Origin of the sequence: Candidatus Ichthyocystis sparus, from assembly GCF_900078745.1 — a bacterium.
Lineage (GTDB): Bacteria > Pseudomonadota > Gammaproteobacteria > Burkholderiales > 2013Ark19i > Ichthyocystis > Ichthyocystis sparus.
In genome coordinates, this window is record NZ_FKII01000044.1 from 150,823 (window position 1) to 177,385 (window position 26,563).

A 26,563-nucleotide genomic window follows, 5' to 3' on the forward strand; every position below is an offset into this window, starting at 1 on the left:
TGTAGGGATAGTCATTTTACAGGTTAATCCATGACATATGTAAGCAACCAAGCACTATCCCAAGTACAAAGAATGCTATGGGACAGAAGAAACTCTATAGAGGATTGGTTCACAACAAGACTTCCGGGAGAGAAACTACCTATCTACTGTTCGGTAGACATAAGGCACTCTGGATCAAAAATTGCAGTCATAGACACGAACCTATTCCCAGCTGGATTCAACAATATCCATCAATACAACTGGCAGCTGTGTGCGGACGCACTCAAATCTGCTTTGGAACACGAAGCCAAAGAACAAGCAGTCCTAATAGTGACTGAGGATCATACCAGAAACAGAGCCTACTTGGAAAATATCTACTCCCTCAATAAGTTGATAAAAATGGCCGGGCTTAACACATATATTGTCAACACATCGACAGCAAAAAATTCCAATACCGAGATACCATTGGGTAACAACAAAAGCGTTGTAATAAACTCTCTACAAATAGAGGAGATTAATTCATTATTAGGTCAGTGCTTCATATTACTTAACAATGATTTGTCTGGCGGTGTACCACCAGAATTAGCGCATCTTGCACGAACACGAAAGGTTAGTCCCCCCATATTAGGAGGTTGGTTTAATAGAAGCAAATACTTACATTTAAAAAACTACAACCTAATTGCTAATTCGTTCGGTGAAGATATTGGAATAGATCCATGGCACTTAACTAGTGAAATAGATATTTGCCCTTCCAACATACTAAAGGACGACACAGCACGTAGCGACATGGTGCTCAAGGTGGCTCAAATTTTAGAGCATGCATATCAGGAGTATCAAAAACGCAATATAGATAAGAAGGCATTTGTCGTTATTAAAACAGATCCTGGTACGTATGGCATGGGTGTAATAACTGTCGAAAGCGATAAAGAGGCACTAGAAATAAATCGCAGTAAGAGAAAAAAATTAACTAGTGTAAAAGGTGGAGCTATTATCAGGAATTTTATTTTACAGGAGGGCATACACTCTGCAGAAAAAGTTAACAATCAGGTGGCAGAAAATACAATATATGCCATTAAAGATAAGGTTGTAGGTGGATTCATACGCACGCATCACAAAAAAAACGAACGAGAAAGTTTAAACTCTGTAGGCTCTACATTCGTCCCTATGAAATACGACATAAACAACCAACATCACTATGTACTAAGTATACCGGTCAGGTTAGCCATGTTAGCAGTTGCTGAAGAAAACATACACGAAGCAACACCTGATAGCGAATGAACCCATGACGAGCCAACTGAAGGCACTATGCTACGTTACAACTTGCGTTTTACTCAAATCAGCTGGGCGTATTGTACGCGTACCAAGTTATATGGAAAACGATGAACCACACCCACAGGTAGTTTTAGCATTGGGATTTTTAATTGTAAACTGAGCCCCTTCAAGATCATCAACGTAGTCAATATCTGCGCCTTGAAGATATTGATAGCTCATAGAATCTACAAGCAACAACACTCCCTCCTTCTCAAGAATGAAGTCATCGTCATTTATGACCTCATCGAAAATGAAGCCATATTGAAAGCCAGAGCACCCTCCACCTGTGATAAAAACACGTAGCTTCAAATCAGGATTAGATTCCTCATCCATCAGCTCCTTAACTCTAGATGCAGCAGAGTCAGAAAAATTTATCACCGGAACAAAAGCAGATTCATCACTCATAAGACACTCATCCTTTTTTGGGATTTACGGGGAGCAATCTCACTTCGCGACCACTGTTGAATACAGCCGTCTTCTTAGCTGTAGAGTATTTATCCTTTACTATTAAAAAGGCACGCAACAACGTGTCGGTAGCATGCTTAGCCTTGGGCTCCAACATACCAGAAACCTCAGAAAAGTAACGAAAATTAACTGATCCGAAGGTGGAGCAGGCATCTCGAACTTTCGATCCATCAGGCAGTAGCCACTCACACTCTATAGAAAAGCCCAAGGAAAACAGTCTTTCCCTTGCAGCACCACCAACGGAGATTAGCGCATAATAAAAGTAGGAAGCACCGTCATATTGCACACGAAAATTAGAAATACTAATCAAAGAAGACCGTGGAGCAACCACTCCGCCCAAAATTGAGTACAACTCTAGACGTTCCCTGAGAAGCAAATTTTCCTGCTTAAGGCGATCAACATCATCAGACAAAGCCCTAACAAGGTAATCCCTACCCAGCAACAGGTCCCCATGAGCAGAAACGCCACGTGCGGAACGGAAGCCCAATCTGTAAGAAAAAAAGAAAAAACAGAGAAGAAAAAAAAATACAACCAGGACCCTAAGAACTACCTTCCAAGAAGCATTTTTCATCTTACCGTTTAGAAAACTGTTTACGTCTTCTAGCTTTGTGAAGGCCAACCTTTTTGCGCTCAACTTCACGAGCATCTCTTGTAATAAAGCCAGCAGAGTACAATTTGGGCTTCAAAGACGGGTCATATTCAACTAGCGCACGCGACAAACCGTGGCGTATGGCACCAGCTTGTCCATACTCACCACCACCACGTACGGTAACCTTAACATCAAACGTTCCATCGAGACCAACCAAAACCAGAGGTTGACGAGCAACCACACGGCCTGTCTCACGAGAAAAGTAACTAGCAAGAGGCAGCCCATTAACACTAACCTTCCCAGTACCCATCTTAACGAAAACACGAGCCACAGAACACTTACGCCTTCCTGTACCGTAATAATAGTCACCTACCATCTGCTTTCAAATGCCCCCAAGTTACGTCTCATAAAGTTTGTGGCTGCTGAGCTACATGTGGATGATCAGAGCCATTATAAATCCTGCATTTACGCAGCATGTCCCTACCAAGAGGACCCTTGGGCAACATACCACGAATGGCCAACAGTATAACCCTACTGGCATCAATACCCATCATCTCTGAAAAAGTACGCTCGCGAAGACCCCCTGGATACCCAGAGTGGCGATAATACTTCTTCTGTGTAGCCTTACGACCAGTAACAACAATTTTACTAGCGTTAACAATTACCAAAAAGTCACCAGTGTCTAGATGCGGTGTATACTCGACTCGATTCTTCCCCCTCAACATACACGCACAGTCACTTGCCAAACGACCAAGTACCTTTCCGGAAGCATCAACGAGTATCCAACGACGCTTAATATCCTTCAGCTTTGCAGAACAGGTCCTCATCACCCTCTCGCTTAGACCACAAAATGTGAGATTACACAGTATTAGAAGCACCTAGTCAACAAATTATGGCTATTTTTTTGAAATAAAAAAATAGCAGCGACGTATTAGTACCTAATTTATCCGAAAATGATATGATGACATGTATAGTATTTGCCGTTCTACACAGTTAAAAGGAAAGTACGGAAACACCAGATGAAGAAAAATAACTACTCTACATCTAGTACCAACATGTTGGGCAAAAGCACCAAAGTGACGCATACCAGAAAATCCAATCAAAGGAACCGCCTTCCTTGGGATGGAAAAAGGGAAGACAAAAAAACGGAGCAGTTTAATCTGCGGCTGTCTGAATGCGAGCTAGAAAAGCTGAGGTTCATATCTGCAAATACCCCCCTTTCAATGCAATCGTTCATACGAGGAGTACTAACTACCGCGATAGAAAAAAAACTTAAGTTGCTACTACGAGACACAACAATGTAACTTAAGAAACGCTACAATCGGGCGGAGAGTAAACTATTACCCTGTCCATAATCGATTGACCAACTGAAATTTGATCGGAGTACTCTATCTCGCTACCGGCAGGCAAGCCTCGCGATATCCTGGAGACAGAAACTCCTCTTTCCATAGCCACTTTGGAAACTAAAAAAGCCGTTGCCTCTCCCTCGGGAGTAAAGCCCGTGGCCAAAATCAGCTCCTTAATCCGCCCTTCGCATAATCGGCCAACAAGCTTGTCGAAACAAGATTGTTGGGGAGAGAGATCATCCAGTGGAGAAACTTGTCCAGACAAAATAAAATAAAGACCACCATACACTCTTGTTTGCTCGATAGAATACATATCAGCAGCAGAGGACACAACACACAACTTAGTACAATCACGACTAGAGGAACAACAAATTGCGCAAACCACCGACTCCGCAAACGCGTTGCATAATGAACAAAAAACCACCTTATCCAACGCCTGCGAAATAGCATCAGACATACGCTTAGCAGCCACCCGATCCCGATGCAGCAGGTGGAAAGCAAAACGCCTAGCCATGCGGGAACTAACACCAGGCAAACAGCGAAAAGCATCCACTAATTCATCAATGCAGGACATGCACTCGCCCAGAAAAAACCCAACCGGGATGGTACCACAAGCTACAGAGACATCTTAAAAACATCGGTAGGCAACTTGACACCAGCAGTCAACGCCCCCATTTTCTCTTGTACAGCTTTCTCAATCTTCTTGAATGCATCGTTATAAGCTGCCAAAACCAATGATTCCAAAACATCAACATCAACTAGAGCTCGTTTCTTTATTCTGATACTCTTCATAGTGTATCTACAGGTCATAACAATCTTGACCAAACCCTCTCCAGCTTCTCCGCTAACTTCTACGCCGCCGAGTTCATCTTGCATATTTTTCAAATTTTCCTGCATTTGTTGGGCCTGTTCCATCAGAACAGCCAGCTGTCCCTTCATGTTTATTTCTCCCTTGGAAAATTAAAAACTCCTAGCTAACACAGCACAAGCCAAAACGCACTGCCCCCACAAAAAAGTCCTGACACACAATCCACAAAAGGCTCAAGACTCCAAATCAACAACCTTTACACTTACGGCATCTATTTCGCCATCCAAAGAGCTAACTATCTCAGCAATATTCTCGTCTCTATTCAAAGAGTCAACTGCCTCCTGGTAATCAAAATTGCTCTTTTCTTTTCTATGGCTGGCAATAGAATTATCTACGTCACCAACCTCAGACAGAATAACCCTAATAGGTCTCCCCATTAATCTAGATATGTCACGGTCCAACCTCTTCTGAACAAACGGAAACAAGGTTTTCGACATCTTGTTAGGCTGAACCACCCACTTGTCTCCTTCAGAAAAACACCAGGTACAGTTGTCTACAAATTGGCGTACCATCCCATCGAACTCTACCTTAGACAGAAGAAGATCCCAGTCATTCTGAGAACGCGGACCACTATGCTCGAAATCATGACGAGTAATATTGCTCTCGACAAGTGACAAATACTCGTTATTAGAAAAATCTATCCTTTTTGTACTAGGTGGGGACAGAACCTCATCTTTTCTATAAGCGCATTCCTGGGGAACAAAAGCGTAAATCCTAATCAATAGCATATCTAACAGTACAAAAGGATCCAAATAAGACTTCATGTCCTGGATTGCCAATAGTGCCGTTTGATATAGCAATTGCACATCCTCAGGATCATATTGCTTTATCAATACTAATATTCTCTCACGATAGGCATCATCTATTGTTACATCATCAGGGACTACGTGAAGGACTGCCATTTGATGAAAGAGTTTCATTAATCCGGAGTAAATGTTATTTAGTAGAGCCCCTTGTATGAGCATTTCACGTCCATATAGCAAAGCCTTCTTAATATCCGATGCAGCAAGCATCTCCATAAGATCAATAACCTTCCCAAAGTCTGCCACACCAAGCATGGCACGTACAGATTCAGCTGAAACAACACCAGCACCATAGGCAATTGACTGATCTAGAATAGATAATGCATCTCGTAGGCTCCCAGCGGCTACACCAGATATGATGGATAGCCCTTCGTTATCATATGATATTGATTCTTTTTGCAAAATGAATTCCATGCGATCATATATCTGCTTTCTGGGTAAACAACGCAAAGAAAAGCTTAGACAACGCGACAAAACTACCAATGGAATTTTTTGTGGATCTGTAGTAGCAAAAATAAACTTAAGATAATGCGGAGGCTCCTCTAAAGTCTTCAACATGGCATTGAAGGCAGAATTGGACAGCATATGAACCTCATCAATTACATATAACTTGAAACGACCAGAAACTGGTGGATACACAACCTTGTCTAGAAGCTGACGCATATCATCAACCTTGGTATGTGTAGCTGCGTCCAGCTCCAACAGGTCCACAAACGATCCATTGTCAATAAACTTACACGAAGGGCAACAACAACACGGAGAATCGGAAACACCTCTATCACAATTTAGTGCTTTAGCCAAAATTCTGGCTATAGTGGTTTTTCCTACACCACGGGTACCAGTAAATAAGTAAGCCTGATGAAGACGATTTTGATTCAAGCTATTTCTCAGCGCCTGCAAAACATGTTCCTGTCCCACTACATCATTAAATGATCTAGGACGATATTTGCGTGCCAGAACTGTACTGTACTCCATGTGGTAAACATCTCCTAAATTTGTAGTAATTAATCAGCAACAATAACATGGTTGTCAAACATCGGCTGTGCCACCATGAGAACATATAAATTGGAAAAGGGTTATTCTAGTACATAATTGTTTTTTTATAAGCAAAAAGAAAATGCGTAGGAAAGCACAGCATGACTCTTACGAAGCAAGTAATGATTGGCTGCTCGATATTGTTTTTTGTCATTACTATTTTTTTATTTTCATCACTTATCTACTCAGCTTCTGAGGGTGCTCAAAATGAAATTAGGAAAAACTCCAAAGAAAGCTTGCTGATACTGCAAAACACTCTAGGAGAGATACTACGCTCTAACGACAAAGACAAAATAGCAGACATCACCAACGCCCTCCTAGAAACAGGGCTTTACAGAGATATTACGATTTTCGACCACGATGGAAACATAATAATATCACAACACACCAATGTCAGGCCCACAGGGATTCCTAAGTGGTTCATTAACAGCCTGAGACAATCCCCAGAAAAAAATAATTTGACAAGCAACAAACATACTCAACTTACAGTAAATGGCTACGATATAGACGTCTTGGCTTACCCATTATTCGCGTATCGCTACCTTTGGTATTTATTTATTTCATGCATCATCAGCCTATGCATAGCATGTATATTCTGCTTCATAATATTAAGAGTCATGATATACAAACTTCTAAAACCACTGAGCGATCTTTATTTAAACATAGATAAAATTGGAACAAAGCAGTTTACAAAAATAAATGAATTAGTCAAAACAACTGAACTAAAAAAGATTATTATATCGGTAAACAATTTATCTAATAGATTATCAAAAATAACAGCAGCCGAGGTGATGTTAGCGAGATACTTCCAACGACAAATCTACATGGATAAAGTTACAAACTTGTACAATAAGTCAGGAATGAAAGAGGAAGTAGAAAAGCTATTATGCAACAGCAGCACAAACAAAAACGACTGGTACATGCTTCTGGTTAGCATGATAAACCTTGAGGAACTTAACAGGGAGTACGGTATAAAAAAAACGGATGAGATGATAGTATCAGTTAGTAGCATAATAAAAGACTGCTGTTTAGACAAAGAGCAATATCTCCAGGGCAGACCTCTCAACACTATAATAGCAGTAGTAGTTAATGATAAGAATGCAAAATATATAGCAGTTGAAATTCAAAAGAAATTATTAGATATGCTAGAAAACGGGACTGACACTGTAGTTCCAAGAATTGCCATTGCTATTTTCAGTTGGGAACATCACATAAGTTTTTCTATTTTTATAGAACAAAGCACTCACAAATTTTTGAAAAAAATAACAGAAGAAGAAAAAATTCAATCATGTGAAATAATTTATTATATACAGCCACCAAACAGCGGCACACAAACTCCCAATTCGGTAAGTGCCAGCGAATTGGACTCTATTATAAGCAACGAACTCATATACCTTGAAAGTCAGCCCATTGTAAGAGCGGATATAAACAAAAAAACGGTCACGGGATATGAAATTTTTTGCCGTTCAACACTTGGAGATAGAACTCTCTTCCCATCAGAGTTACTTAGTATCGCTGATGAAAATAACAGATTGTTCGATCTTGATCATATGATTGTTGAAAAATCTATTGGTGTCATAGAACGATTGTGGAAAAAATCCGTTTGTAAAGATATATACTTTCATATCAATCTGTCAAAAGCAGTATTGGAAAGTACTGATAATATGATGAGAATAATTTCATTACTTAAATCCAAAACGGAATGCTGCAGCATCATTTTTTTCGAGTTCACAGAAAATATGTTTGTACGAAAAAAGGAAGAGATTCTAGAATTTACTAATAACTTAAGGAAAAACAACATATTAAACAAAATTGGACTTGACAGGGTACATCTAAGCGCTGATTTCTTCTCTATCATATCTGACATACCTATTTCTCATATGAAAATTTCTGGATATACCATACAACAAACAGCCGATAAGCACGCTCAAGATTTGATGATCAGTATTATAAAGATTGCCAATTCACTAAACATAAAGGTAATTGCCGATAATATAGACACAGAAGAGAAATTGGATATAGTCAAATCTTGTGGGATAAACATTATACAAGGCACTCTAGTATCTGGAATAGAGAAAAAATTTAACAAAAATTTCTTAATGCACTGATATATAATGACGTGCACTTGGTTTTATAGTTGATGTAGAGATTGTGTCGGTAAATATAGTTAAAGAGTATCTACGGCCCATATGGTCCCTTTTAGAAGATCCCAGTATAGTAGATATAGCTGTAAACAGTGACAGATCCATTTGGTTTTGTAGTAAAAACGCCTGGCTGCGGTTCGATGGAACTTTGCATCCCAAATCCGTACGGGCGATATCATCAATTCTTACTTCGCAAAAGCGGCAAACTCATAAGCACATAAATTGTTTCGATCTAGAAAACTTAAGAATAGCCATTGCCAGACCACCTATTTCAAACACTAATGAAGTCATGGTGATTCGCAAGCATAAAAAAGCTTCTTATGCTACGGAAGATTTTACTTTATCATCTTCTATTGAACCAATTTCATGCAGTAATTTCAATCGTAACTCATCAGGCTTTGAAAAAATTATATCTGATAGAAAAAACATAATAATTTCTGGTGAAACAGGTAGTGGAAAGACATCTTTTCTATGCTCACTTACGAAGTTTTTTCATCCTTATGAGCGTATTGTTTTTATACAGGATACTGTGGAAATAACTTCTGAAGTTTCCAACTCCATATCATTAATAACTAACGATGAAATAACGCTAAACAGTTTGATATCATTTTCTTTGCGATGTTGTCCGAACAGAATAATTGTGGGTGAAATTCGTGGGGAAGAAGTTTATGCATTTTTAGATTCTTGCAATACTGGACATAAGGGAAACATCACCACAGTTCATGCAAATTCGGCACGGGACACTATTTACAGACTGGAAACCCTTCTCTATGGGGCTAGAGAAGCAAATAACTGGTCGTCAAGTATGATCAAAAGAATGATATGTAGCAATATCGATTATATTGTTCATATGAAAAGGGGCACAAGCACACCAATTATTAATGAAGTAATTAGTATAGAAAAAGAAAATAACAAGTATCAAATAACTAGCATTAATGCTTATGGAAAATGTAATCAATTGTTAGAAATATAAAAATTGGCAAAAATTCTACAGTAAGCTGTGAATTGGTTGTGACTGTTAGTCAGCAACAGATGTATAGAATCCCAAGTTGATTTAATAATAAATAATAGCAATAAACTAATCATCATGAAAAAAAGATTTTATCTTAGTATAGCCTTCTTAACAAAATCTACAATCTCTACGGCTGGGCTACTGTCTGACCAAATATGTTCTGCTTACAAAAACATATTTGATGCATCATTCTACGGCATAGCAATTGCTGCTGGTTTAGGTGGATTGCTATTAGCACTTGCACTTGATGAAGGGGGCAATCAGATAAAAAGCAGGATACTACGCATTAGCATTTCTGCAGTTGCAATAGTTAATTTAGATAACATAGTAGGTGTTTTGACTGGTCAGCATTTCGTATGCTAGCAAGATCTAATGTTATTCATAAGTTTATAGTTGATGATATAACAATTTTAGGCGCCAATAAAAAAGCGTGTTTAGCTAATTTTTCCTTGTGGCTAACTCCAGTTATAGGATTAGGACTTAGTTTTACCATAATTTTTCCGATCATATTCCACATATTAGTTATATTTCTAACTAACCAGGATAAACAATTCTTTGAAATAATGTTAAAGACCAAGTACCACAGAAAAAAATATTTACCATGGCCACAAGAGAACATAGCTATTAATAAGAGGCCTTATGGCTTTGGTCGTGATACCTTATGTTAGAGACACCTGGTTCATCGTCAGAGCTTCTTCCATGGCTTTTTCTGGCTAACGACAATATTGTAGTTACCAAGGATGGTGGACTTATGGCATGCCTAAAGATTGACGCCATGTTCTCTGACAACATGACCTCAGAAAACAAGAATTTTATTGCTGAATGCAGGCAAAGGGCCATTGATACTTTTAGGGATATAAATGTATCAACGTGGTGGAGTTTTCACAAACAGTTAGACTGTGAATATCCTGAATATAATTTCCCAGAAGTAATAAGTGCAATGATTGATGATGCCAGAAAAGACTTTTTCAACAAAAATCCCCATTACCATATTAGCAGCTACTGCTCAATCGTGCTGTATCCTAGCATGGGAATAAATAAGTTTGTAAATCAATTTCATTTTTTCTATAAAAAGAAAAAACTGTCTCTAGCATCATCCATTGTCAAATCTATATTCTGCTACTTCGGAGAAAATGCTGTTTTCCCATACCTTGAACAAGAAATGAATGATGAGATATCTCGCTTTGAATTATTGATTGATAAATTTACATCTTGTCTTCATGGATTCTCAGTTCACAGATTGAACAATTCTGATCGTTCTTTGGGAGCATTTTTATACCATTCTGCCAATCCGTGTAATAAAAGACCATCATTGGCCATACCAACAGAAAATTGGTTAATTGATAGCTTTATAACCGACAATGAAATCTCTCTTAAAGACGATCATTTAGTATTCAAGGGAAATAATGGCCTAAAGAAATACGCTTCAGCTATAACGGTGAAGTTAGCCACAGAAAACAGTTCTCATACATTTACCTCTCCTGACATTTCATTAACTGATATTTTTTCAGTTCCTGCTGAAATGGCTATATCTTTCTGTTTTCGTAATCTTTCTAATCAGCATACTTCGAGATATATCCGCAATATGAAGCGATGGTACAGCTATCGTATGTATTCATGGAAAGCTTACCTATCTGCAGCTTTACTTCAATCTGATATCCAGGAATCGTCATCTATTAAGAGTAAAAAACAGCTTTTCGATCAGTGCAATGAACTACAATACCAAATAGACTCATCCCAAATAATCATGGGATACAGTAACATAAGCATAATAGTGTACAGTGATACAAATCGTTCCTTATTACAAAAAAAGAAAAGCTTATTTGAATCATTAAGCCGTAGTAACTTTATCTTCATAGATGAAACAAATCATTTATTATCATCATGGATGGTCACTCAGCCTGGAATGCATAATAGTTGCTGCAGATGGAGCATAATTTCTAGTGCAAATATAGCTGATAACTTGCCTATTATTAGCAATTCCAACAAACACAATAAACAATCACCGCATCTACTAAAAATAACCAAAGGGGAGCCAATAAGTTTTTTATCGGGAGAATATCAGCAAAAAATAGCAGTACATCCATATGTTGATGATAATGGACATTACTTCATAATTGGGCCAACAGGATCTGGCAAATCTCTATTTGCCAACTTACAAATGAGCCAATTTAGAAAATACAGAGGTGCGAGTATATTTGTTCTAGATTATGATCAATCTTCTAAAATTCCCATTTTGCTTCAAGATGGAATTTATATTGACCCAGAAGAGGACAAATATAAAAAACTAGCACTCAACCCATTTTCGCTATTGAGTGACAAATCATCCTGGCCGTGGCTAAGAGATTGGATTTTTAGCCTAATGGGTGATAATGAAAATTTACTTAAAAATCAGTACGCAGATGAAATAGAAATTACAATAGAATCGATGTCCTATTTAGAAAAAAGTAACTGGAATATACACACTCTATATTGCCACATAACATCTGAATCCTTACGAGTACGGCTTCATCAGTGGATAAATAAAGAATTTTACGGTAAATGGTTAGGCACAGGACCAGACATTTTTGATATGTCTTTAGATAAAAAACAGCTTATAGGACTTGAAATGAAGACGCTTATAAAGGCATCTTTCAATTCAGCTCCACTAATAGAGTACATACTCTATCGCATAGAAAATCACCTTTCAAAAAAACAGCACCAGTACACTATTACACCATCTGTAGTCCATATAGCGGAGTGCTGGAATTTTTTGTCTAATCCATTACTTATGAACAGGGTAGCAACATGGTTAAAAACCTTCAGAAAATACTTATGCTCTGTATGGATGGACACGCAGTCAATAGAAGATTTATTTTCGTCAGACATTTTTCCAAGCATTAGAGACAACATTGCTTCTCGTGTATTTTTACCTAATCACAAAGCCAAATCTGAGTCTGTAAAAAATTTATACATGCACGAGTTTGGACTTAATGAGGAAGAAATTAATTATTTAAGTTATTCACAACCTAAAAAAGAACTTCTTATAGTACAGGGAGATACGTCTTTTCGTGCATCTTTAGTTATAGATAACAAACTAACACTTCTCTTGTCTTCTGACCTAAAACAAAGACAGCGCCTTGAGCATTGTATACGTACTGATTGTCACAAATGGAAGGATTTATACCTATGCAATCAAGATATGTAGCAACGATCATATTATTTATATCAGTACATCACACAGCTATTAGTATGCCTGGCGTAGAAGCTACAGAATATACTCAAATACTAAATCATGAAGCACTTTTGAGGGAAATTCATCAAATCTCTTCCTTAGTTGCGGAACAACAAAGAATAAAAAAGGTCATGCTTGACCAATATCGTCTTGCTCAATCTCAGGCAAAAAAGTTATCACCTGAACACATTGAACGCCTTATAAAACAATCGCTATCAATAGACAAATTTATAAAGGAATTACATACTTTTGAGGATTACTCTAATCGTTATACAGAAATGATATCTAGAAGATCCAGGGAAATTTCTGCACTTCACATAGATCCCAAAAAGTACATAGAGGAAGAGATAAACCTAGCCAATGAGCTTGGAGGAATATATAAAAAAACAATGGAAAACGATATTGACACCATGCGATCTTTAGAAGAAAAATCATCATCACTTTCTGATGATATAATATCCATAGAGAATATTAGTGGACCAACTGAGGGCTTGCAAAGCCTTAGTTTACAGCTGAATAACCTTAATCATCATATTAAAAATTTAGAAAAAATTATTCTTTATCAAAATATTGACAAATCAACAACTCTAAGAAGAAAAAATCAGCAAAATATGTATTCGAATCTAGTTATAAAAAATTATTTAGATGTACAAAACAGGCGCAAATATAGGGATCATAATTTAAAAAAGCAAGAAATAGTTGCCTCATGGAACTACTCATCAAACTCTGATACTTTAGAGGAAAATGATTCACTATGAACGCTCAGATTATACAGGATATATGTACAACAGCCCTAAATTCTAGCCAACAACTAAGAGGTGTTTTTTTAAGTGAGGGTAAGGATTTAACCTGGGTTCTGTTTAGTATTTCCATTGGTTATCAGTTATGGGCAATGCTTATAAATGATGGTCAACAGTTGCTGGTAAATATATTCAAAAATATTTTGATTGCCAGCATAATATTATTTTTATTGACTCACTGGAATTCGGTTGTAGCTCATTTCTTTTTCAAAAGTGTTAATTCATTAGCACAAAAAATCAGTCCGGAAGAAAAGGACTCTACTTTGACTATTTTTTTCGAATTACTTAGTCACATAAGTAACAATTCATACTTCAGTGGAATTTCTCTATCTCCCCAAAAAATAGTGGCAGCAACCATTGGTAATTTTGCTGCTGTTATACTAAAAATAGCTGCTGAGATAGCTATAATCATAACCATGGGAGCATATATAATAGTTTTGTACATGGGAGGGGTATTATTATCGATAAGTATAATGATAGGTCCGATACTATGTCCATGGTTGCTACTTGGACCTTGTCAATTTTTATTTCATGGTTGGTTGAGGTTTACAATTAGTGCTGCTCTTTATCAAATTGTAGGATCAGCAATGTCGTATATATGTCGTTCTAGCATCAAGCAGTTGCACCAACTTCAACAAAGTTTCATTCCTGATTACATATCACCCGACCAAACGATACTAGTATTAGTAATGATAGTATGTTTTGTATTTTTGACATTATTCTGGAATATACCTGGTATATGCCAAGGAATTATAAGTGGTGGGGTGCATTTATCAACTACTCATATAAGACAATCCCTTGATCTACGCAAAATCTTCAGTTCTTCTTACACTAATAAGAATGAAAATTATGGGAATAACCAGAAATATCCATCAATTATGAAGTCATTAAGAAGAAAAAGTTAGTATTTTCAAGACTAAGTAAAATATATTTTTCTAAAAGTTTAGCGTGTGCAAATAATGTGCACAGTTTCTGCCAAACTTCAGCAGTAACAGCAGAGTAGGTGACATTCAGGCGTAAAACCCAACCGCTATCAAAGTTTGACTGTCTCGTTTAACAGACTGGTTGTCTAGCTTGAGAACGGCTTTGCCCCTCATAATGTTGGAGGTAACACATATTTGCCAATTATGCAACAACCAACTTTCCCGTGTTTTCCGCATCTGCCTCTAGCTACTACCACGATGAATGTCACAATTAGGATTGACATGCCCCCTAACAATATGCGCATGTTATACACTATTTAGTCTCAATGGCGCACCTGTAGGAACAAAACAAATCCATATTCCTGCATAATGTAACCGATAGTGAGTAACGAATACTAGAACCAGATGTAGTCATGCGACCGCATACTTACACATATCATGTTCTCATTATTTTCTAAGACAATCAATTAATTAAATTGTACGTTAGAAATCTTAGGTTCGGCCGGTATTTATAACAAAAATTACTAGCATAATTACGGCATTTGTAAAGACATAGAACCCTATACAACTGCTAGAGCAAAAAAGATGCTAACAAAGAGCTTTTATATGCGATAATTCCTTATGTAGCAACAACAGGACCATCGTAGAAAGAGCGGCTTTATGGCAAGTAGTAACAGCAAATACTCCGATATTATATCTCGCATAAAAAACGATGATATCAAATTCCTAGATTATAGATTCTCTGATATTTTTGGTCGTCATTGCCACCTAACATTGCCGGCGCAAAATGCTTCGGAGCAACTTCTCTTTGAGGGGCAAACCATTGATGGTTCGTCTTTCCCTGCGTGGAAAAATGTTCAGGTGTCTGATGTAATTCTTGCTCCTGACATAGACACGGCGGTAATTGACCCTTTCTTTCAGGAAAAAACTCTTTCCTTTTTCTGCAATGTAGTTGATCCTGTGGATGGCAAAGGATATGACAGGGACCCTAGGACCATTGCTCAACGCGCTGAGAATTATTTAAAAACATCTGGCATAGGTGACAGTGCTTTTTTTGGCCCAGAGTTAGAGTTTTTTGTATTTGATAAAGTTTCGTGGGGATGCGGTTCCTCAAACAGTTTCTACAATATTGAGTCCTGTGAGGCTTGTGGCTCATCGATAAACAACAGTATTTCTGGGCATTACCCAAGAACTAAGGAGGGGTACATGACACTACCTCCCACAGACAACCTTCATGATCTACGGTCTTGGATTTGTGTACTTCTTGAAAGGGTTGGCTTACAGGTTGAGATACATCATCATGAAGTTGCTGCCTTTGGTCAATGCGAGATTGGAACCAGGTTCTCAACGCTGGTACAAAAATCTGATTGGGTGCAATTAGTAAAGTATGTGGTAAAGAATGCTGCTGCCAGATTTAATAAGACTGCTACTTTTATGCCTAAACCTATACTAAACGACAATGGCTCTGGTATGCACTGCCATCAATCAATCTGGAAATCCGGAAAAAACCTATTTGCTGGAAGTGAGCGCATAGGTCTTTCACAGACTGCATTGTTCTACATTGGGGGAATATTGAAACATGCTCGTGCCATAAGTGCTTTCACAAACCCTACAATTAACTCTTATCGCAGGCTTATTCCTGGGTATGAAGCTCCGGTAAGACTTGCATATTCTGCTAAAAATAGATCTGCGGCTGTTAGGATACCTTATTCATCGTCTGATTCTTCTAGGCGTGTAGAGGTTCGTTTTCCTGATGCATCATCCAACCCTTATTTAGCCCAAGCAGCCATGTTAATAGCTGGTATGGACGGTATAGCAAATCAAACTAGTCCCGGCGATCAAATTGACAGAAATCTATATGATTTGAGCAAAGAAGATGCTCTATCCATCCCCAAACTCCCCTCATCTCTAGATGAATCTCTTAGAGAATTAGATGTAGATCGTGAATTTTTGGTAAGAACAGGGGTGATGAGTCACGATTTTATCGACTCATATATAACTGCTAAAATGGAGGAATTAAGTAGATCTAGGGCCTACATACATCCCGTGGAATTTGCGATGTACTATAGTTGCTAGCAGTTATAGACGTTAAAAATAGAAGTTAGATCTGCATTTGCACCGCATGCAAGTGTTACTACGTTGTCTGTCTTGTTGCTGGTACTAGTTTTGCTCCACTGGCCCAAAGCGGCCAATGAGGCTGCTCCTGCAGGTTCCAGTACCACCCTACAGTGCCTATAAAACTCTTTTATGGCATCAATTACTTCTTCTTTACGTACAACCACAACATCATCTAATAATTCTCTACAAATACGAAAAGTCTCTTTACCTACGTACTCTGTAGATATTGCAGATGCAAATGTACTTAGTGGTTTATGGGATACAATTTTTCCTTCCTGTAGAGAACGTCTCATTGAATCACAGCCATGGTATTGCACTCCAATGACTTTTGTTTTAGGCATTACTTTTTTTATGTAGAGTGCTACGGACGAAGCCAAAGCACCACCTCCTATAGGCACAAAAATAGCCTTTATCTGCTGGTAGTAAAGTTGCTCCACAATCTCCCTAGCCATAGTGCCATGGCCTACTATAATATCTGGATCATCATATGGATGTACCAGAGTGGCCTTGATTTTTAAGGCTATTTCTTCGGCCGCCGCACAAGATTCACTACAACTATCCCCAGATAATATTACCTCCCCACCCATTGAAGAAACCTTATTAACTTTAATATCAGACGTACAGGTGGGCATAACAACTGTCACTTTATAGCCCAAGCTTCGCGCACAATGCACAACACTGATAGCATGATTACCAGTGGAAGGAACTACCAAGGCTAAGTTGGTAATTTTTTGTTGGTTACACAACTGAGAAAGTTTATAAGCTACACCCCGGATCTTAAAGGAATAAACTGTTGGCTGCAGATCATCTCTCTTGGAAAATACATGAAAACCAAGACGATCGCTAGTTGTACAAAGCAAGTCGAGAGGAGTTCTACGTACAAACCGAGATACGTCTGCCTCCAAAATGAGCTTGAAATATTCATTAAATTCCATAATTTTGGGGCATCCACCAAACATTAACACTGGATAAAATAGCATGTGTTTGTGCTACAATCCACCGCTAGGAGGAGATGTGCCCGAGCGGCCGAAGGGGCTACACTGGAAATGTAGTAAATGGCTTTAAACCGTTTCGTGGGTTCGAATCCCACCGTCTCCGCCAAAAAACAAAAGACTTTCTCAGTGCATGTATGTTAGGATTAAGGGGTCGGCGAATTAGCTCAGGTGGTTAGAGCGACGGAATCATAATCCGCAGGTCCGGGGTTCGAGTCCCTGATTCGCCACCATCAGTATTTGTAGAATCCCCTGCCAGATTTTTTCCCCAGGAGCCCAGCGTCTACCATTTCTCTAAGGAGTGGGCAGGGCCTGTACTTGGAGTCACTAAACTGCCGGTAGAGCTGCTCGCATACCTTCAGACATATGTCAAGCCCTATCATATCTGCCAATGCAAGTGGACCTACCGGGTGATTGCAGCCAAGCTTCATGGCAGAATCAATATCCTCAACACTAGCCACTCCCTCTGAGTAGACAAAAAACGCCTCATTCAGCATTGCTAAAAGTATGCGATTAACTGCAAATCCTGGTCTATTGGCAACGCGTATTGGTAACTTGCCCAATTTACGTACAAAAGAAAGCGCCTTTTCAAAAGAGCTGTCGCTAGTTTGCAGTGCACAAATGATCTCAACTAGCTTCATAATTGGAACAGGATTAAAGAAATGCATTCCAACTACATTCCCAGGCTCTGATGAAAAACTAGCAAGTAGAGACAAAGATATAGAAGAAGTATTGGAGGCTAACAAAACACCGGGATAACTTCTACTAATTCTACTAATAAGATCAGCCTTCATAGAAACATCTTCCGGTATAGCCTCAATACCGAATGATAGTGAAGAAATACTGTCAGTAGAACTAAGCCAAGCAATACGAGACAGAGTACTTTCCTTATCGGTAGGAGAAATACTGTTCTTTTCAACAAGACGATTTAGACTATCTGCAACAGAGGCCTTTGATTTATCTAGAGAAGAAACATCAGGATCAATAACGGCCACAGAAAATCCTGCAGCAGCAGACACTTGGGCGATACCGCTTCCCATAATCCCCGAACCAAAGACGGCAACATCTACCTTATCAACCACGAGACACCCAACTTTCAAGCCACTTAGGGGCTGACACTGAAATCGCGTTATAGCCACCGTTCAAATTGTACACGTTAGAGTATCCATTTAGCATAGCAGCCTTTGCAGCACACGAAGACCTCGAACCAGAGCGGCACATAAATATCATATTCTCCGACTTAGAAGTAACCAGTTCAGACAGCTCACTAAGAAAATTTGGGTTCTCTACTCCATTAACTGACCAAACTACGTGAATACTACCTTCAGGTGTACCAGTAATAAGCAACTCACTATCCGTCCTAACATCCACCAGTACAAACTTACGCTCATTTTGGCCATGCATTATCCAGTACGACTCCTCGGGCCCAAAAAATGGAAGACCAGCATCAGATTCATGCTTATCACGAAGTTCATCCAAGGTAGTCCAATCCATTTTTACTACTCCGAAATCATCAGAAACTACGCACGTACTGAACGCCCAAAACCCACGCATGAGAATCAAAACTACCCCTAAGAACTCCTAATGACTTCTCATTGTCATCAGCAAAAATCTTAGAGGGAGCTGTAGACATTATGTACAAGACACTCGCCGCCAAACTACTGTCGGGAGAAACATTGTAACTTACACCACCAGAAAAACCAAAGCGGTTACTGTCAGGTAAGCGCGGCAGCAAAGTACGTTTATCTTGCGACGAAAATCCTTGTGCTAGTACAAAACCACCTCGTAGAGTCAACTTATCAGAGTGATGATACTGTCCACCCATGTTTAAACTCCAAGTGGAACGAGCGTTCACTTTAACAGACAGTACCTCACCAGCACCGTCATTCATCGACATTTTCTTGGTATCAAGCCAATCAAAATGCCTAATATCAAGGGCAATATCATACGAATCGCTAAACTTATGGAAGATACTAAAATCAACTACACTGGGAAGATCTACGTAGGAATAGCCCGCACGCCCCTTCAAACTGGTAGGACCAACTGACGGCGACAACCATTTGAATACATAGAAGTCCACGTCGAAATTATCGATATTAATATTACCATTTACCCGCAATGAATATCCATGTCTGTAGCTTAGGCCGAACCGCCAATCGTTGCTCGGTTGGTACATAGCACCAGCGTTCCACCCCAAAGCAAAGCTACTACCCGAAAAAGACGATCTAGCACTACCTCTTTCAGAACAAACTAAATCAACATAAGGTTGCAGAGTATTAAACTGCGACGGCAAAGGAGTAGCACATAAGGTAGCCAAACTCCTTCCCACACGGGCGCTCAACGAACTCCCAATCGCTTCAGACAAATTAACTATCTGCGAAAGTTCAGATTGAAAATAGAGTGCATTTAAACCAAAACCGATAGATAAGCTGTTAGTAGGACGAATAGACAAAAATGGATTAAATACCAATGAAACAACTTTGGACGAAGTAGCACGATAGCGCCCCATCCAAGTAGAACCATAATCAGTAGCCAAGCCAAAAGGCGGTCCTAAAAAAAACCCACCTATCAAACCATAACGGTCTGACAAAGGAATACTCAAAGATACACTGGGAATAGCTGCCGAAGTACGGGAAGACCCATCCTTAACAGAATCAGGAAAATATACTGGAAAAGAAGGCTGCTTTGAACCTAGGTCATGAAACGATATATCCAAAATAACATACTGACCACCAACAACTATCTCTCTTTGTTTAGATTTCGGCAAAAAAGATACTGCTGCTGGATTAAAAAAGGCCACACCAACATCATCGGCGGCAGCCACTCCAGAGACACCCATACCCTCCAAAGATACCGACTGTTCAGACAAAGCAAAACCAGAGGAATGCACATTTTGTACTGCCAAAGGAGAACAAAAACAAACAACCAAAGCCAAAAACTTACTCTTACTATTAGAAACCATAAAAACACACCCCTGAAATTACCACAAAGGCTACTTAACGTTACGTCGCTTCAGATCAAAAAGTGGGCCTCCCAAAAAAGGTGCAAAACCAGCGCCAAAAATCATACCTGCATCAGCGAGATCATCGTCTTCAACGACCGCCTCTTCAACACACTTTACAGACCAATCATAAAGGGGTTTCACAATACGCGCCACCATGCTATCACCCAAAGAGGTAAATTTGCTAGAACGAATAGGTTTTAATTGTTCATCATAGGAATAATATCCTTGTCTTGTCTTCCTCCCAAGCTTTTTCTCTGAAACTAAACGAACCAATGTTTCGGGTATAGTGTCAGAAACTGACATTCCATGTCCTGCAGCCACACAAACATCTAAACCGACATAATCTGCCAACTCAACTGGACCCATGGGCATACCAAAACGTCTTGCAGCATCATCAATAGACTCAGGTACAAGACGCTCTGAATCCAATAAGGACAACGCTCCTAGAATGTATGGTCCCAAAACACGATTCACTAAAAACCCAGGAACGCTCTTAACAGGAAGCGGAAGTTTACCAATTTGGCGCACAAAATACATTAGCCTACCCACAGTCGCAGAATCAGTTTTCTCTCCCCTAACAACTTCCACCAGAGGCATTGAATGAACAGGATTAAAAAAGTGCAACCCAGCAACCCTCCCAGGGCAACTTACAACTTCAGCAATACGCTCCACAACTATACTGGAAGTATTTGTAACTAAAAGTGCGCTACGGCGAGCACGCTGTTCAAAATTTTTGAAAAAATTACGCTTAACATCAACATCCTCAATAACCGCCTCAAAAACTATATCAGCATGTGCAAGCCCATCTCCTCTTAGGTCAGGAATTAACAAATCCATAGCTCTCATTATTAAAATAGGATCCCTAAGTTTCTTCAAATACCAATCATGAGCCCTTTTTAAGGCCAAGCCAATTTGCTGATTAGATAAGTCCTGCAGAGTTACTCTAATCCCCTTAGATGCGCACCAAGCGGCTACATCACCACCCATAACACCTGCACCAACAACATGAATATGGAATATGGGAAAAATAGAATCATCTTTTCCATAAGATTTTAGGCGTTCCTGCAATGAAAAAACTCGCAGTAAAGAAACAGATGTAGAAGATTTAATTAACTTAACAACATGTGATGGATGCTCTTCTGGAATAAGCGGAGTGTTACCAGAAAACTTCTCCCAAGAATCAAGAATAACGTATGGAGTAGGATAGTGTTCAAACCTAACCTTACGACGCAACTGTGAACGTATTATATATGCTGGAATAGCTCTAAAAGCATCGCTAACCAATATTCGGTTAACGAATCCTAGGAACTTCCTAGGTGAAACTACATTAGTAGACTTCAAAATACTGGACACAACATTGTCCAACACACGAAGAGGGGCTACAAAATCTACTAATCCCATCTCTTTAGCTGATTTTGCACTTATCATACGACCAGATAAAATCAAATCAAACGCTTTAAACGGACCAATCAATCTAGGAAGGCGCATGATTCCACCCCAGTCAGGCAAAAGTCCTAGCCTAACTTCTGGTAATCCAAACTTAGTAGACTTGTCATCTGATGACACACGAAAACGACAGGCCAAAGCTAGCTCTAACCCACCACCCAAACAAAAACCATGTATCTTAGCAATTGTAATTTTCGGCCAATTAGCAATACGCATCATAAGATTCCAGCCGTTTTCTACCAATAAGTTAGCTCCCTCAGTAGTAGAAATACCAGACAGCTCATGAATATCAGCCCCATAAATAAATCCGGACTTCCCGGAAGAAAAAACTATACTTTCATGCTCTGTAGTAGAGAGAAAATCCAATGCATCGTTCAAACAACTGATAACACTCATAGATAAAACATTTATAGAAGAGTCCGGAATATCCAAAACTAAATTGGCAACACCACCATGACCAAACGAAAGACTATATGGACCAAAAATCTTCTGATTGTTATCCAACATCATACTTTCTCCAGTAAGACAGCACCACCCATGCCACCACCAATACATATGGAAGCAACACCATAACGTACGTCCAAACGACGCATAGCATTAGCTAGATGCAATGTAATCCGTGCACCAGAAGCACCAACAGGATGTCCCATTGAAATAGCACCCCCATCAATATTCAAGCGATCACTTGGAATTGAACCCAATGCTCCATCCCACAGCATCTCCTGGTGACAAAAAGAAGCATCCTCAAGAGCTCTCAAACAAGCAATAACTTGGGCAGCAAAAGCTTCATTTATCTCCCACAGACCTATGTCATCTAGAGAAAGGTTAGATTTTTTTAGAAGTTTTGAAATAGAGTAAACAGGACCCAGACCCATTAAAGATGGACTCAAGGCAGCCCACTCAATATTCAGTATCCTAGCCACTGGTTGCAAAGAAAACTTTTCAACAGCCTTCTCAGAAGCAATTAGCATCACACTAGCGCCATCAGTAATTTGAGAACTGTTACCAGCAGTCACATTACCGTACTTCCTATCAAATACTGGCCTCAGCCTAGCTAGCTTATCCACTGAGGAGTCAGAACGTACCCCATCATCACGGTCGTACAATGCTCCATCTTTGTCAAAAATGGGTGACATCTCCGAATCAAATACTCCTTTTTCATGGGCCTCAAAGGCTCTGACATTAGAACTCACGGAGTACTCATCCATTTGCGCACGGTTTATACCGAACTTGTAAGCCAAATTTTCGGCTGTTTGTCCCATCAACTCCCCTGTAGTGGGTTCAGTGAGCCCATTCAATAGACCGACCACGGGCTTTAAGAAAGATGGACGAAAGCTGGCTAAACAAGACAGACGAGACATGATGCTCTTGGACATAGAGAGTCGAGAAAAAAACTCTGCCATACTGCGACTAAAAATAATCGAGGCTCTGGACATAGCATCAGTACCCCCAGCTAAAATAACGTCACCTCGACCAAGTAAAATATTTGCAAAAGCTGAATCAATAGCCTGCATACCAGATGCACAGTTGCGCATAACTGTCCAAGCTGGAACCTTCTCTCCACAACCCAAACGAATAGCAACATACCGACTTATGTTAGGCTCGTCAGATGCTGGTACTGCACAACCGAGAATAACCTCATCCACTTGACATGGCAAAATAGGTTGCCTAACAAAAAGAGCCCGACCAGAAAATACAGCCAAATCAGAGGCAGAAAATGGGCCCGGAACGTTCCTCGATTTTATAAAAGGCGTACGTAGCCCATCAACTATATAAACAGGACTATAGGACATAGCAACACAGGTACTCCTTTTTAGTTAAATTTCAAGATCCTTAGAGAAATCATCGACCCTAATTACTTCATCGCGCAGATCCAAGTACCCCAAATAGAACTCGTATTCCTCATCCTTTATTAATCCATTGCCAAGAGCACTACGAGCCTGTTGCTTAGCATCAATCCAAGGTTGAACTTTAATTTTACAAACTTTTTTATGAATCTCCATTGCCCTAAAGGACATATTAAATGCTTTATTCAAACGAGCCAAATGGTTAGCAGGATCTTTGGACAAAAACAAATTTTCCAAATATTTATCCCTCTGTGGAGACAAAGAAGTAACTATGTTAGACAATTTAACGCTCAGCTCATCTGAAGGGTAGCTAAAAACACGACCCCATGGAAAAATCATCCTTCTTAAGATAGAGGAAAAAACTTTGGATGGAAAGTTATCAAAAAATGCGTAGAATGCTTCCTGCATCTCCATAAACAGATAATCTAACGACCATCGTACAACAATCTCATCATCACTGGAAAAGTTAGAAAACTGGTATCGCTTAAAAACTGCAGAGATCATAAACAAGTAGCTGAGAATATCTCCCATCCTAGATGAAAGTCCCTCTCTTCGTTTTAACTGTCCGGAAACAATAATCATAGAAAAATCAGCCACCATGGAAAACGCAGCACTAAAGCGAAGAAAGTGTTTCAAATAACCTCGCCACTGCGTAGGACAATTCATACCTTTTGCATAAACTAGGCGCGAAGATGTTACACCATGCCAAAATGAAGCTATTATGTTACGTATAGACAAAGCTACATGCCCAAACAAGGCCTTGTCAAAATTTTTTAGAGCATTTTTGTCAGACGATGCAGCTGCCTTCATTTCCTTCAAGACATATGGATGGCAGCGTATTGCACCTTGACCAAAAATTATTAGACAGCGTGTAAGTATATTAGCCCCCTCAACCGTTATAGCTACCGGAGCCTGTGAATAGGCTCTACCTATATAGTTGTTAGGACCAGAACAAATTGCCTTGCCAGCCTGGATATCCATAGCATCAGTCAAAACTTTACGCTGCATCTCGGTAATATGATACTTACAAATGGCTGACATAACCGAAGGTTTCTCTCCTAAACCCAGGGCCACAGCGGTCAATTTCCACATAGAATCCATGATATACACAAAAGACGTCATCCTAGCTAGAGGGATCTGGACGCCCTCAAAAAGGCAAATCGGAGAATTAAACTGCTGACGGACACGTGCATAGGATGCAGTAGAAAACAATCCCAGAAGTGAAGATCCCAAGCTAGTGTTAGGTAACGATATGCCTCTACCTGCAGACAAGGACTCCATCAACATTCTCCAGCCATGGCCAACCATTTTCGCACCACCTATAACAAAGCTTAGCGGAACAAACAAATCCTTGGCTGAGTTAGGCCCATTCTGAAAAACAGAATTCACTGGAAAGTGCCTACGTCCAATCTCAATACCTGGAGTATTTGATGGAATAAGAGCACACGTAATTCCAATATCTTCCTTATCTCCTATCAAATGATCCGGATCGTATAATTTGAAGGCCAATCCTAACAAAGTACAAATAGGACCCATGGTTATGTATCTTTTGTTCCAGGTAAGCTTCATTCCAATAACTTCCTGACCATCCCATTCACCATAAGAAACAATACCATAGTCTGGCATTGACGAAGCATCTGAACCAGCCTCTGGAGCAGTCAAGGCAAAGGCCGGAATCTCTAAACCCTGAGCCAAGCGTGGAAGATAAAGGTTCTTCTGTTCATCTGTTCCATAGTGAAGCAAGAGCTCACCAGGACCCAAAGAATTGGGAACCATAACGTGAATAACAAGGGCACAGCAATGAGACGAAAGCTTCTGCAAGATAACACCATGAGCATATGCAGAGAAACCTTTACCTCCATACTCTTTCGGTATAATCATCCCTAAAAAGCCTCTTTCAATTATTAGGGACCAAACGTGCGCCGGCAAATCTTTACATACTACTGTGTCCCATTCTGTAAAAAGGGAACATAGCTCCTCAACATCCTCCTCCAAAAACTTTTTTTCTTCGTATGTTAGGGTCGGCTCAGAAAAAGAAGAAAGCAGCTTTAGATTTGGCTTACCAGAAAAAATTTGTGCATCCCACCAAACAGTACCTGCCTCTATCGCTTCTTTTTCAGTATCAGAAACATGAGGCAAAGACTTCCTAAAAGAGCTTAAAAGACTACCAGTCAAAAGTAATCTGCGTAGTACACGAAATGATAGAAGAAACCACAGAGAAAAATAAATGCCAGCTACCAACCAAATTAAAAAACCCGCATTACCTGTCACATAACCTATACCAAGGAATAGCACACCTAATACAAAAAATGCCAAAGAAGAACCAGGAAAAACAAGAGATACGGGCAAAATACCCAAAATAAGAATTATAATCAGAAATCCCAATGGCATATCAGTTCTCCATTTGATAGGAACATCGCAGAAATAAGCGCTTTCATGGTAACCACGCCTATAGCCAACACGAACTAAATAAATAGCAACAAGGAAGATAAAGTGTAAAAGCCCCCCCTTAAGCTCAGTAGGACAAAACAAGTAGCACGATTGTAGCATTAAAACAAAAGAGGGGCGTAAGCCCCTCCATGCATTAAAAAGTTTCGCGGCGTCCTACTTTCGCTATAGTTAAATAACTATCATCGGCGCTTTGGCGTTTCACTATCCTGTTCGAAA

Annotated in this window: 23 protein-coding genes and 2 tRNA genes; 11 read left to right on the top strand and 14 right to left on the bottom strand. The window is 39.5% G+C overall.

Translation table 11 applies throughout. The annotated features are described in order from the left end of the window. Window positions 1-30: 30 nt before the first annotated feature. The gene (gene gshA, locus A6733_RS02090; RefSeq protein WP_092401734.1) at window positions 31-1,257 is read left to right on the top strand and encodes a glutamate--cysteine ligase; all 1,227 of its coding nucleotides are present in this window, start codon (window positions 31-33) and stop codon (window positions 1,255-1,257) included. An 87-nt stretch (window positions 1,258-1,344) separates the two neighbouring features. Here gshA and erpA read toward each other — a convergent pair whose 3' ends face one another. From erpA to rplM, 4 genes are read right to left on the bottom strand one after another with little or no spacing between them, the layout of a single operon-like run. Further along, complete coding sequence (gene erpA, locus A6733_RS02095; RefSeq protein ID WP_092401732.1) at window positions 1,345-1,695, bottom strand: iron-sulfur cluster insertion protein ErpA; 351 nt, start codon at window positions 1,693-1,695, stop codon at window positions 1,345-1,347. 7 nt (window positions 1,696-1,702) lie between these two features. Continuing rightward, window positions 1,703-2,326: a hypothetical protein gene (locus A6733_RS02100; RefSeq protein WP_092401729.1), complete on the bottom strand. Its 624-nt coding sequence runs from the start codon at window positions 2,324-2,326 to the stop codon at window positions 1,703-1,705. Window position 2,327: 1 nt separating this feature from the next. Next, the gene (gene rpsI / locus A6733_RS02105; protein ID WP_092401726.1) at window positions 2,328-2,720 is read right to left on the bottom strand and encodes a 30S ribosomal protein S9; all 393 of its coding nucleotides are present in this window, start codon (window positions 2,718-2,720) and stop codon (window positions 2,328-2,330) included. Between the two features lie 28 nt (window positions 2,721-2,748). Then, window positions 2,749-3,171, bottom strand: a complete 423-nt coding sequence (rplM, locus tag A6733_RS02110) for a 50S ribosomal protein L13 (RefSeq protein ID WP_092401723.1) — start codon at window positions 3,169-3,171, stop codon at window positions 2,749-2,751. A gap of 249 nt (window positions 3,172-3,420) precedes the next feature. Here rplM and A6733_RS02115 point away from each other — a divergent pair, with 249 nt between their 5' ends. Then, the gene (locus tag A6733_RS02115) at window positions 3,421-3,648 is read left to right on the top strand and encodes a hypothetical protein (protein ID WP_141663440.1); all 228 of its coding nucleotides are present in this window, start codon (window positions 3,421-3,423) and stop codon (window positions 3,646-3,648) included. Window position 3,649: 1 nt separating this feature from the next. Here A6733_RS02115 and recR read toward each other — a convergent pair whose 3' ends face one another. The 3 genes from recR to dnaX form a co-directional block, all read right to left on the bottom strand. Next, the gene (gene recR / locus A6733_RS02120) at window positions 3,650-4,264 is read right to left on the bottom strand and encodes a recombination mediator RecR (protein WP_092411220.1); all 615 of its coding nucleotides are present in this window, start codon (window positions 4,262-4,264) and stop codon (window positions 3,650-3,652) included. Between the two features lie 41 nt (window positions 4,265-4,305). After that, window positions 4,306-4,629, bottom strand: a complete 324-nt coding sequence (locus A6733_RS02125) for a YbaB/EbfC family nucleoid-associated protein (protein WP_092401714.1) — start codon at window positions 4,627-4,629, stop codon at window positions 4,306-4,308. A gap of 102 nt (window positions 4,630-4,731) precedes the next feature. Then, window positions 4,732-6,336, bottom strand: a complete 1,605-nt coding sequence (gene dnaX / locus A6733_RS02130) for a DNA polymerase III subunit gamma/tau (protein WP_092401711.1) — start codon at window positions 6,334-6,336, stop codon at window positions 4,732-4,734. Between the two features lie 182 nt (window positions 6,337-6,518). On the opposite strand from dnaX, the gene A6733_RS02135 reads away from it, so the two are divergent. The 7 genes from A6733_RS02135 to glnA all read left to right on the top strand — a co-directional run bounded on the left by A6733_RS02135 (window position 6,519) and on the right by glnA (window position 16,565). Further along, window positions 6,519-8,504 (top strand): EAL domain-containing protein, encoded by a 1,986-nt coding sequence (locus A6733_RS02135; RefSeq protein WP_176696135.1) that lies wholly within the window; start codon window positions 6,519-6,521, stop codon window positions 8,502-8,504. A 43-nt stretch (window positions 8,505-8,547) separates the two neighbouring features. Further along, on the top strand, window positions 8,548-9,513 hold the full coding sequence (locus A6733_RS02140; protein WP_176695539.1) for an ATPase, T2SS/T4P/T4SS family: 966 nt from the start codon (window positions 8,548-8,550) through the stop codon (window positions 9,511-9,513). Between the two features lie 114 nt (window positions 9,514-9,627). Beyond that, complete coding sequence (locus A6733_RS02145) at window positions 9,628-9,915, top strand: hypothetical protein (protein WP_092401701.1); 288 nt, start codon at window positions 9,628-9,630, stop codon at window positions 9,913-9,915. A gap of 298 nt (window positions 9,916-10,213) precedes the next feature. Further along, window positions 10,214-12,739, top strand: coding sequence for a VirB4 family type IV secretion system protein (locus A6733_RS02155; protein WP_092460327.1), 2,526 nt, complete (start codon window positions 10,214-10,216; stop codon window positions 12,737-12,739). A 44-nt stretch (window positions 12,740-12,783) separates the two neighbouring features. Then, window positions 12,784-13,524, top strand: coding sequence for a hypothetical protein (locus tag A6733_RS02160; protein WP_141663017.1), 741 nt, complete (start codon window positions 12,784-12,786; stop codon window positions 13,522-13,524). Further along, window positions 13,521-14,471: a type IV secretion system protein gene (locus A6733_RS02165; RefSeq protein WP_092401689.1), complete on the top strand. Its 951-nt coding sequence runs from the start codon at window positions 13,521-13,523 to the stop codon at window positions 14,469-14,471. Before A6733_RS02160 ends, A6733_RS02165 begins: the two co-directional genes overlap by 4 nt. Before the next feature lie 678 nt (window positions 14,472-15,149). Then, complete coding sequence (gene glnA / locus A6733_RS02170; RefSeq protein WP_092401686.1) at window positions 15,150-16,565, top strand: type I glutamate--ammonia ligase; 1,416 nt, start codon at window positions 15,150-15,152, stop codon at window positions 16,563-16,565. Here glnA and A6733_RS02175 read toward each other — a convergent pair. Continuing rightward, the gene (locus A6733_RS02175) at window positions 16,562-17,542 is read right to left on the bottom strand and encodes a threonine/serine dehydratase family protein (RefSeq protein ID WP_176696757.1); all 981 of its coding nucleotides are present in this window, start codon (window positions 17,540-17,542) and stop codon (window positions 16,562-16,564) included. The two genes, glnA and A6733_RS02175, sit on opposite strands and share 4 nt — an antisense overlap. A 73-nt stretch (window positions 17,543-17,615) precedes the next feature. Between A6733_RS02175 and A6733_RS02180 the strand changes: the two genes are divergently transcribed. Both A6733_RS02180 and A6733_RS02185 read left to right on the top strand, forming a co-directional pair. Then, a tRNA-Ser gene (locus tag A6733_RS02180) sits at window positions 17,616-17,708 on the top strand. 47 nt (window positions 17,709-17,755) lie between these two features. Then, a tRNA-Met gene (locus tag A6733_RS02185) sits at window positions 17,756-17,832 on the top strand. Here A6733_RS02185 and A6733_RS02190 read toward each other — a convergent pair. Genes A6733_RS02190 through A6733_RS02215 form a run of 6 tightly spaced genes read right to left on the bottom strand, consistent with a single transcriptional unit; the run spans window position 17,833 to window position 26,287 of the window. Continuing rightward, on the bottom strand, window positions 17,833-18,681 hold the full coding sequence (locus A6733_RS02190) for a 3-hydroxyacyl-CoA dehydrogenase NAD-binding domain-containing protein (RefSeq protein ID WP_092401680.1): 849 nt from the start codon (window positions 18,679-18,681) through the stop codon (window positions 17,833-17,835). After that, entirely contained in the window at window positions 18,674-19,153 is a 480-nt protein-coding gene (locus A6733_RS02195; protein WP_092401677.1) for a rhodanese-like domain-containing protein, read from the bottom strand. Before A6733_RS02195 ends, A6733_RS02190 begins: the two co-directional genes overlap by 8 nt. After that, window positions 19,113-20,561, bottom strand: coding sequence for an OmpP1/FadL family transporter (locus A6733_RS02200; protein ID WP_092401674.1), 1,449 nt, complete (start codon window positions 20,559-20,561; stop codon window positions 19,113-19,115). The genes A6733_RS02195 and A6733_RS02200 overlap by 41 nt, the downstream gene beginning before the upstream one ends. A 30-nt stretch (window positions 20,562-20,591) precedes the next feature. After that, window positions 20,592-22,559: a 3-hydroxyacyl-CoA dehydrogenase NAD-binding domain-containing protein gene (locus A6733_RS02205; RefSeq protein ID WP_175330514.1), complete on the bottom strand. Its 1,968-nt coding sequence runs from the start codon at window positions 22,557-22,559 to the stop codon at window positions 20,592-20,594. Beyond that, on the bottom strand, window positions 22,556-23,842 hold the full coding sequence (locus tag A6733_RS02210; protein WP_092401668.1) for an acetyl-CoA C-acetyltransferase: 1,287 nt from the start codon (window positions 23,840-23,842) through the stop codon (window positions 22,556-22,558). The genes A6733_RS02205 and A6733_RS02210 overlap by 4 nt, the downstream gene beginning before the upstream one ends. Window positions 23,843-23,866: 24 nt before the next feature. Continuing rightward, window positions 23,867-26,287 (bottom strand): acyl-CoA dehydrogenase, encoded by a 2,421-nt coding sequence (locus tag A6733_RS02215; protein ID WP_092401850.1) that lies wholly within the window; start codon window positions 26,285-26,287, stop codon window positions 23,867-23,869. Window positions 26,288-26,563: the final 276 nt, after the last annotated feature.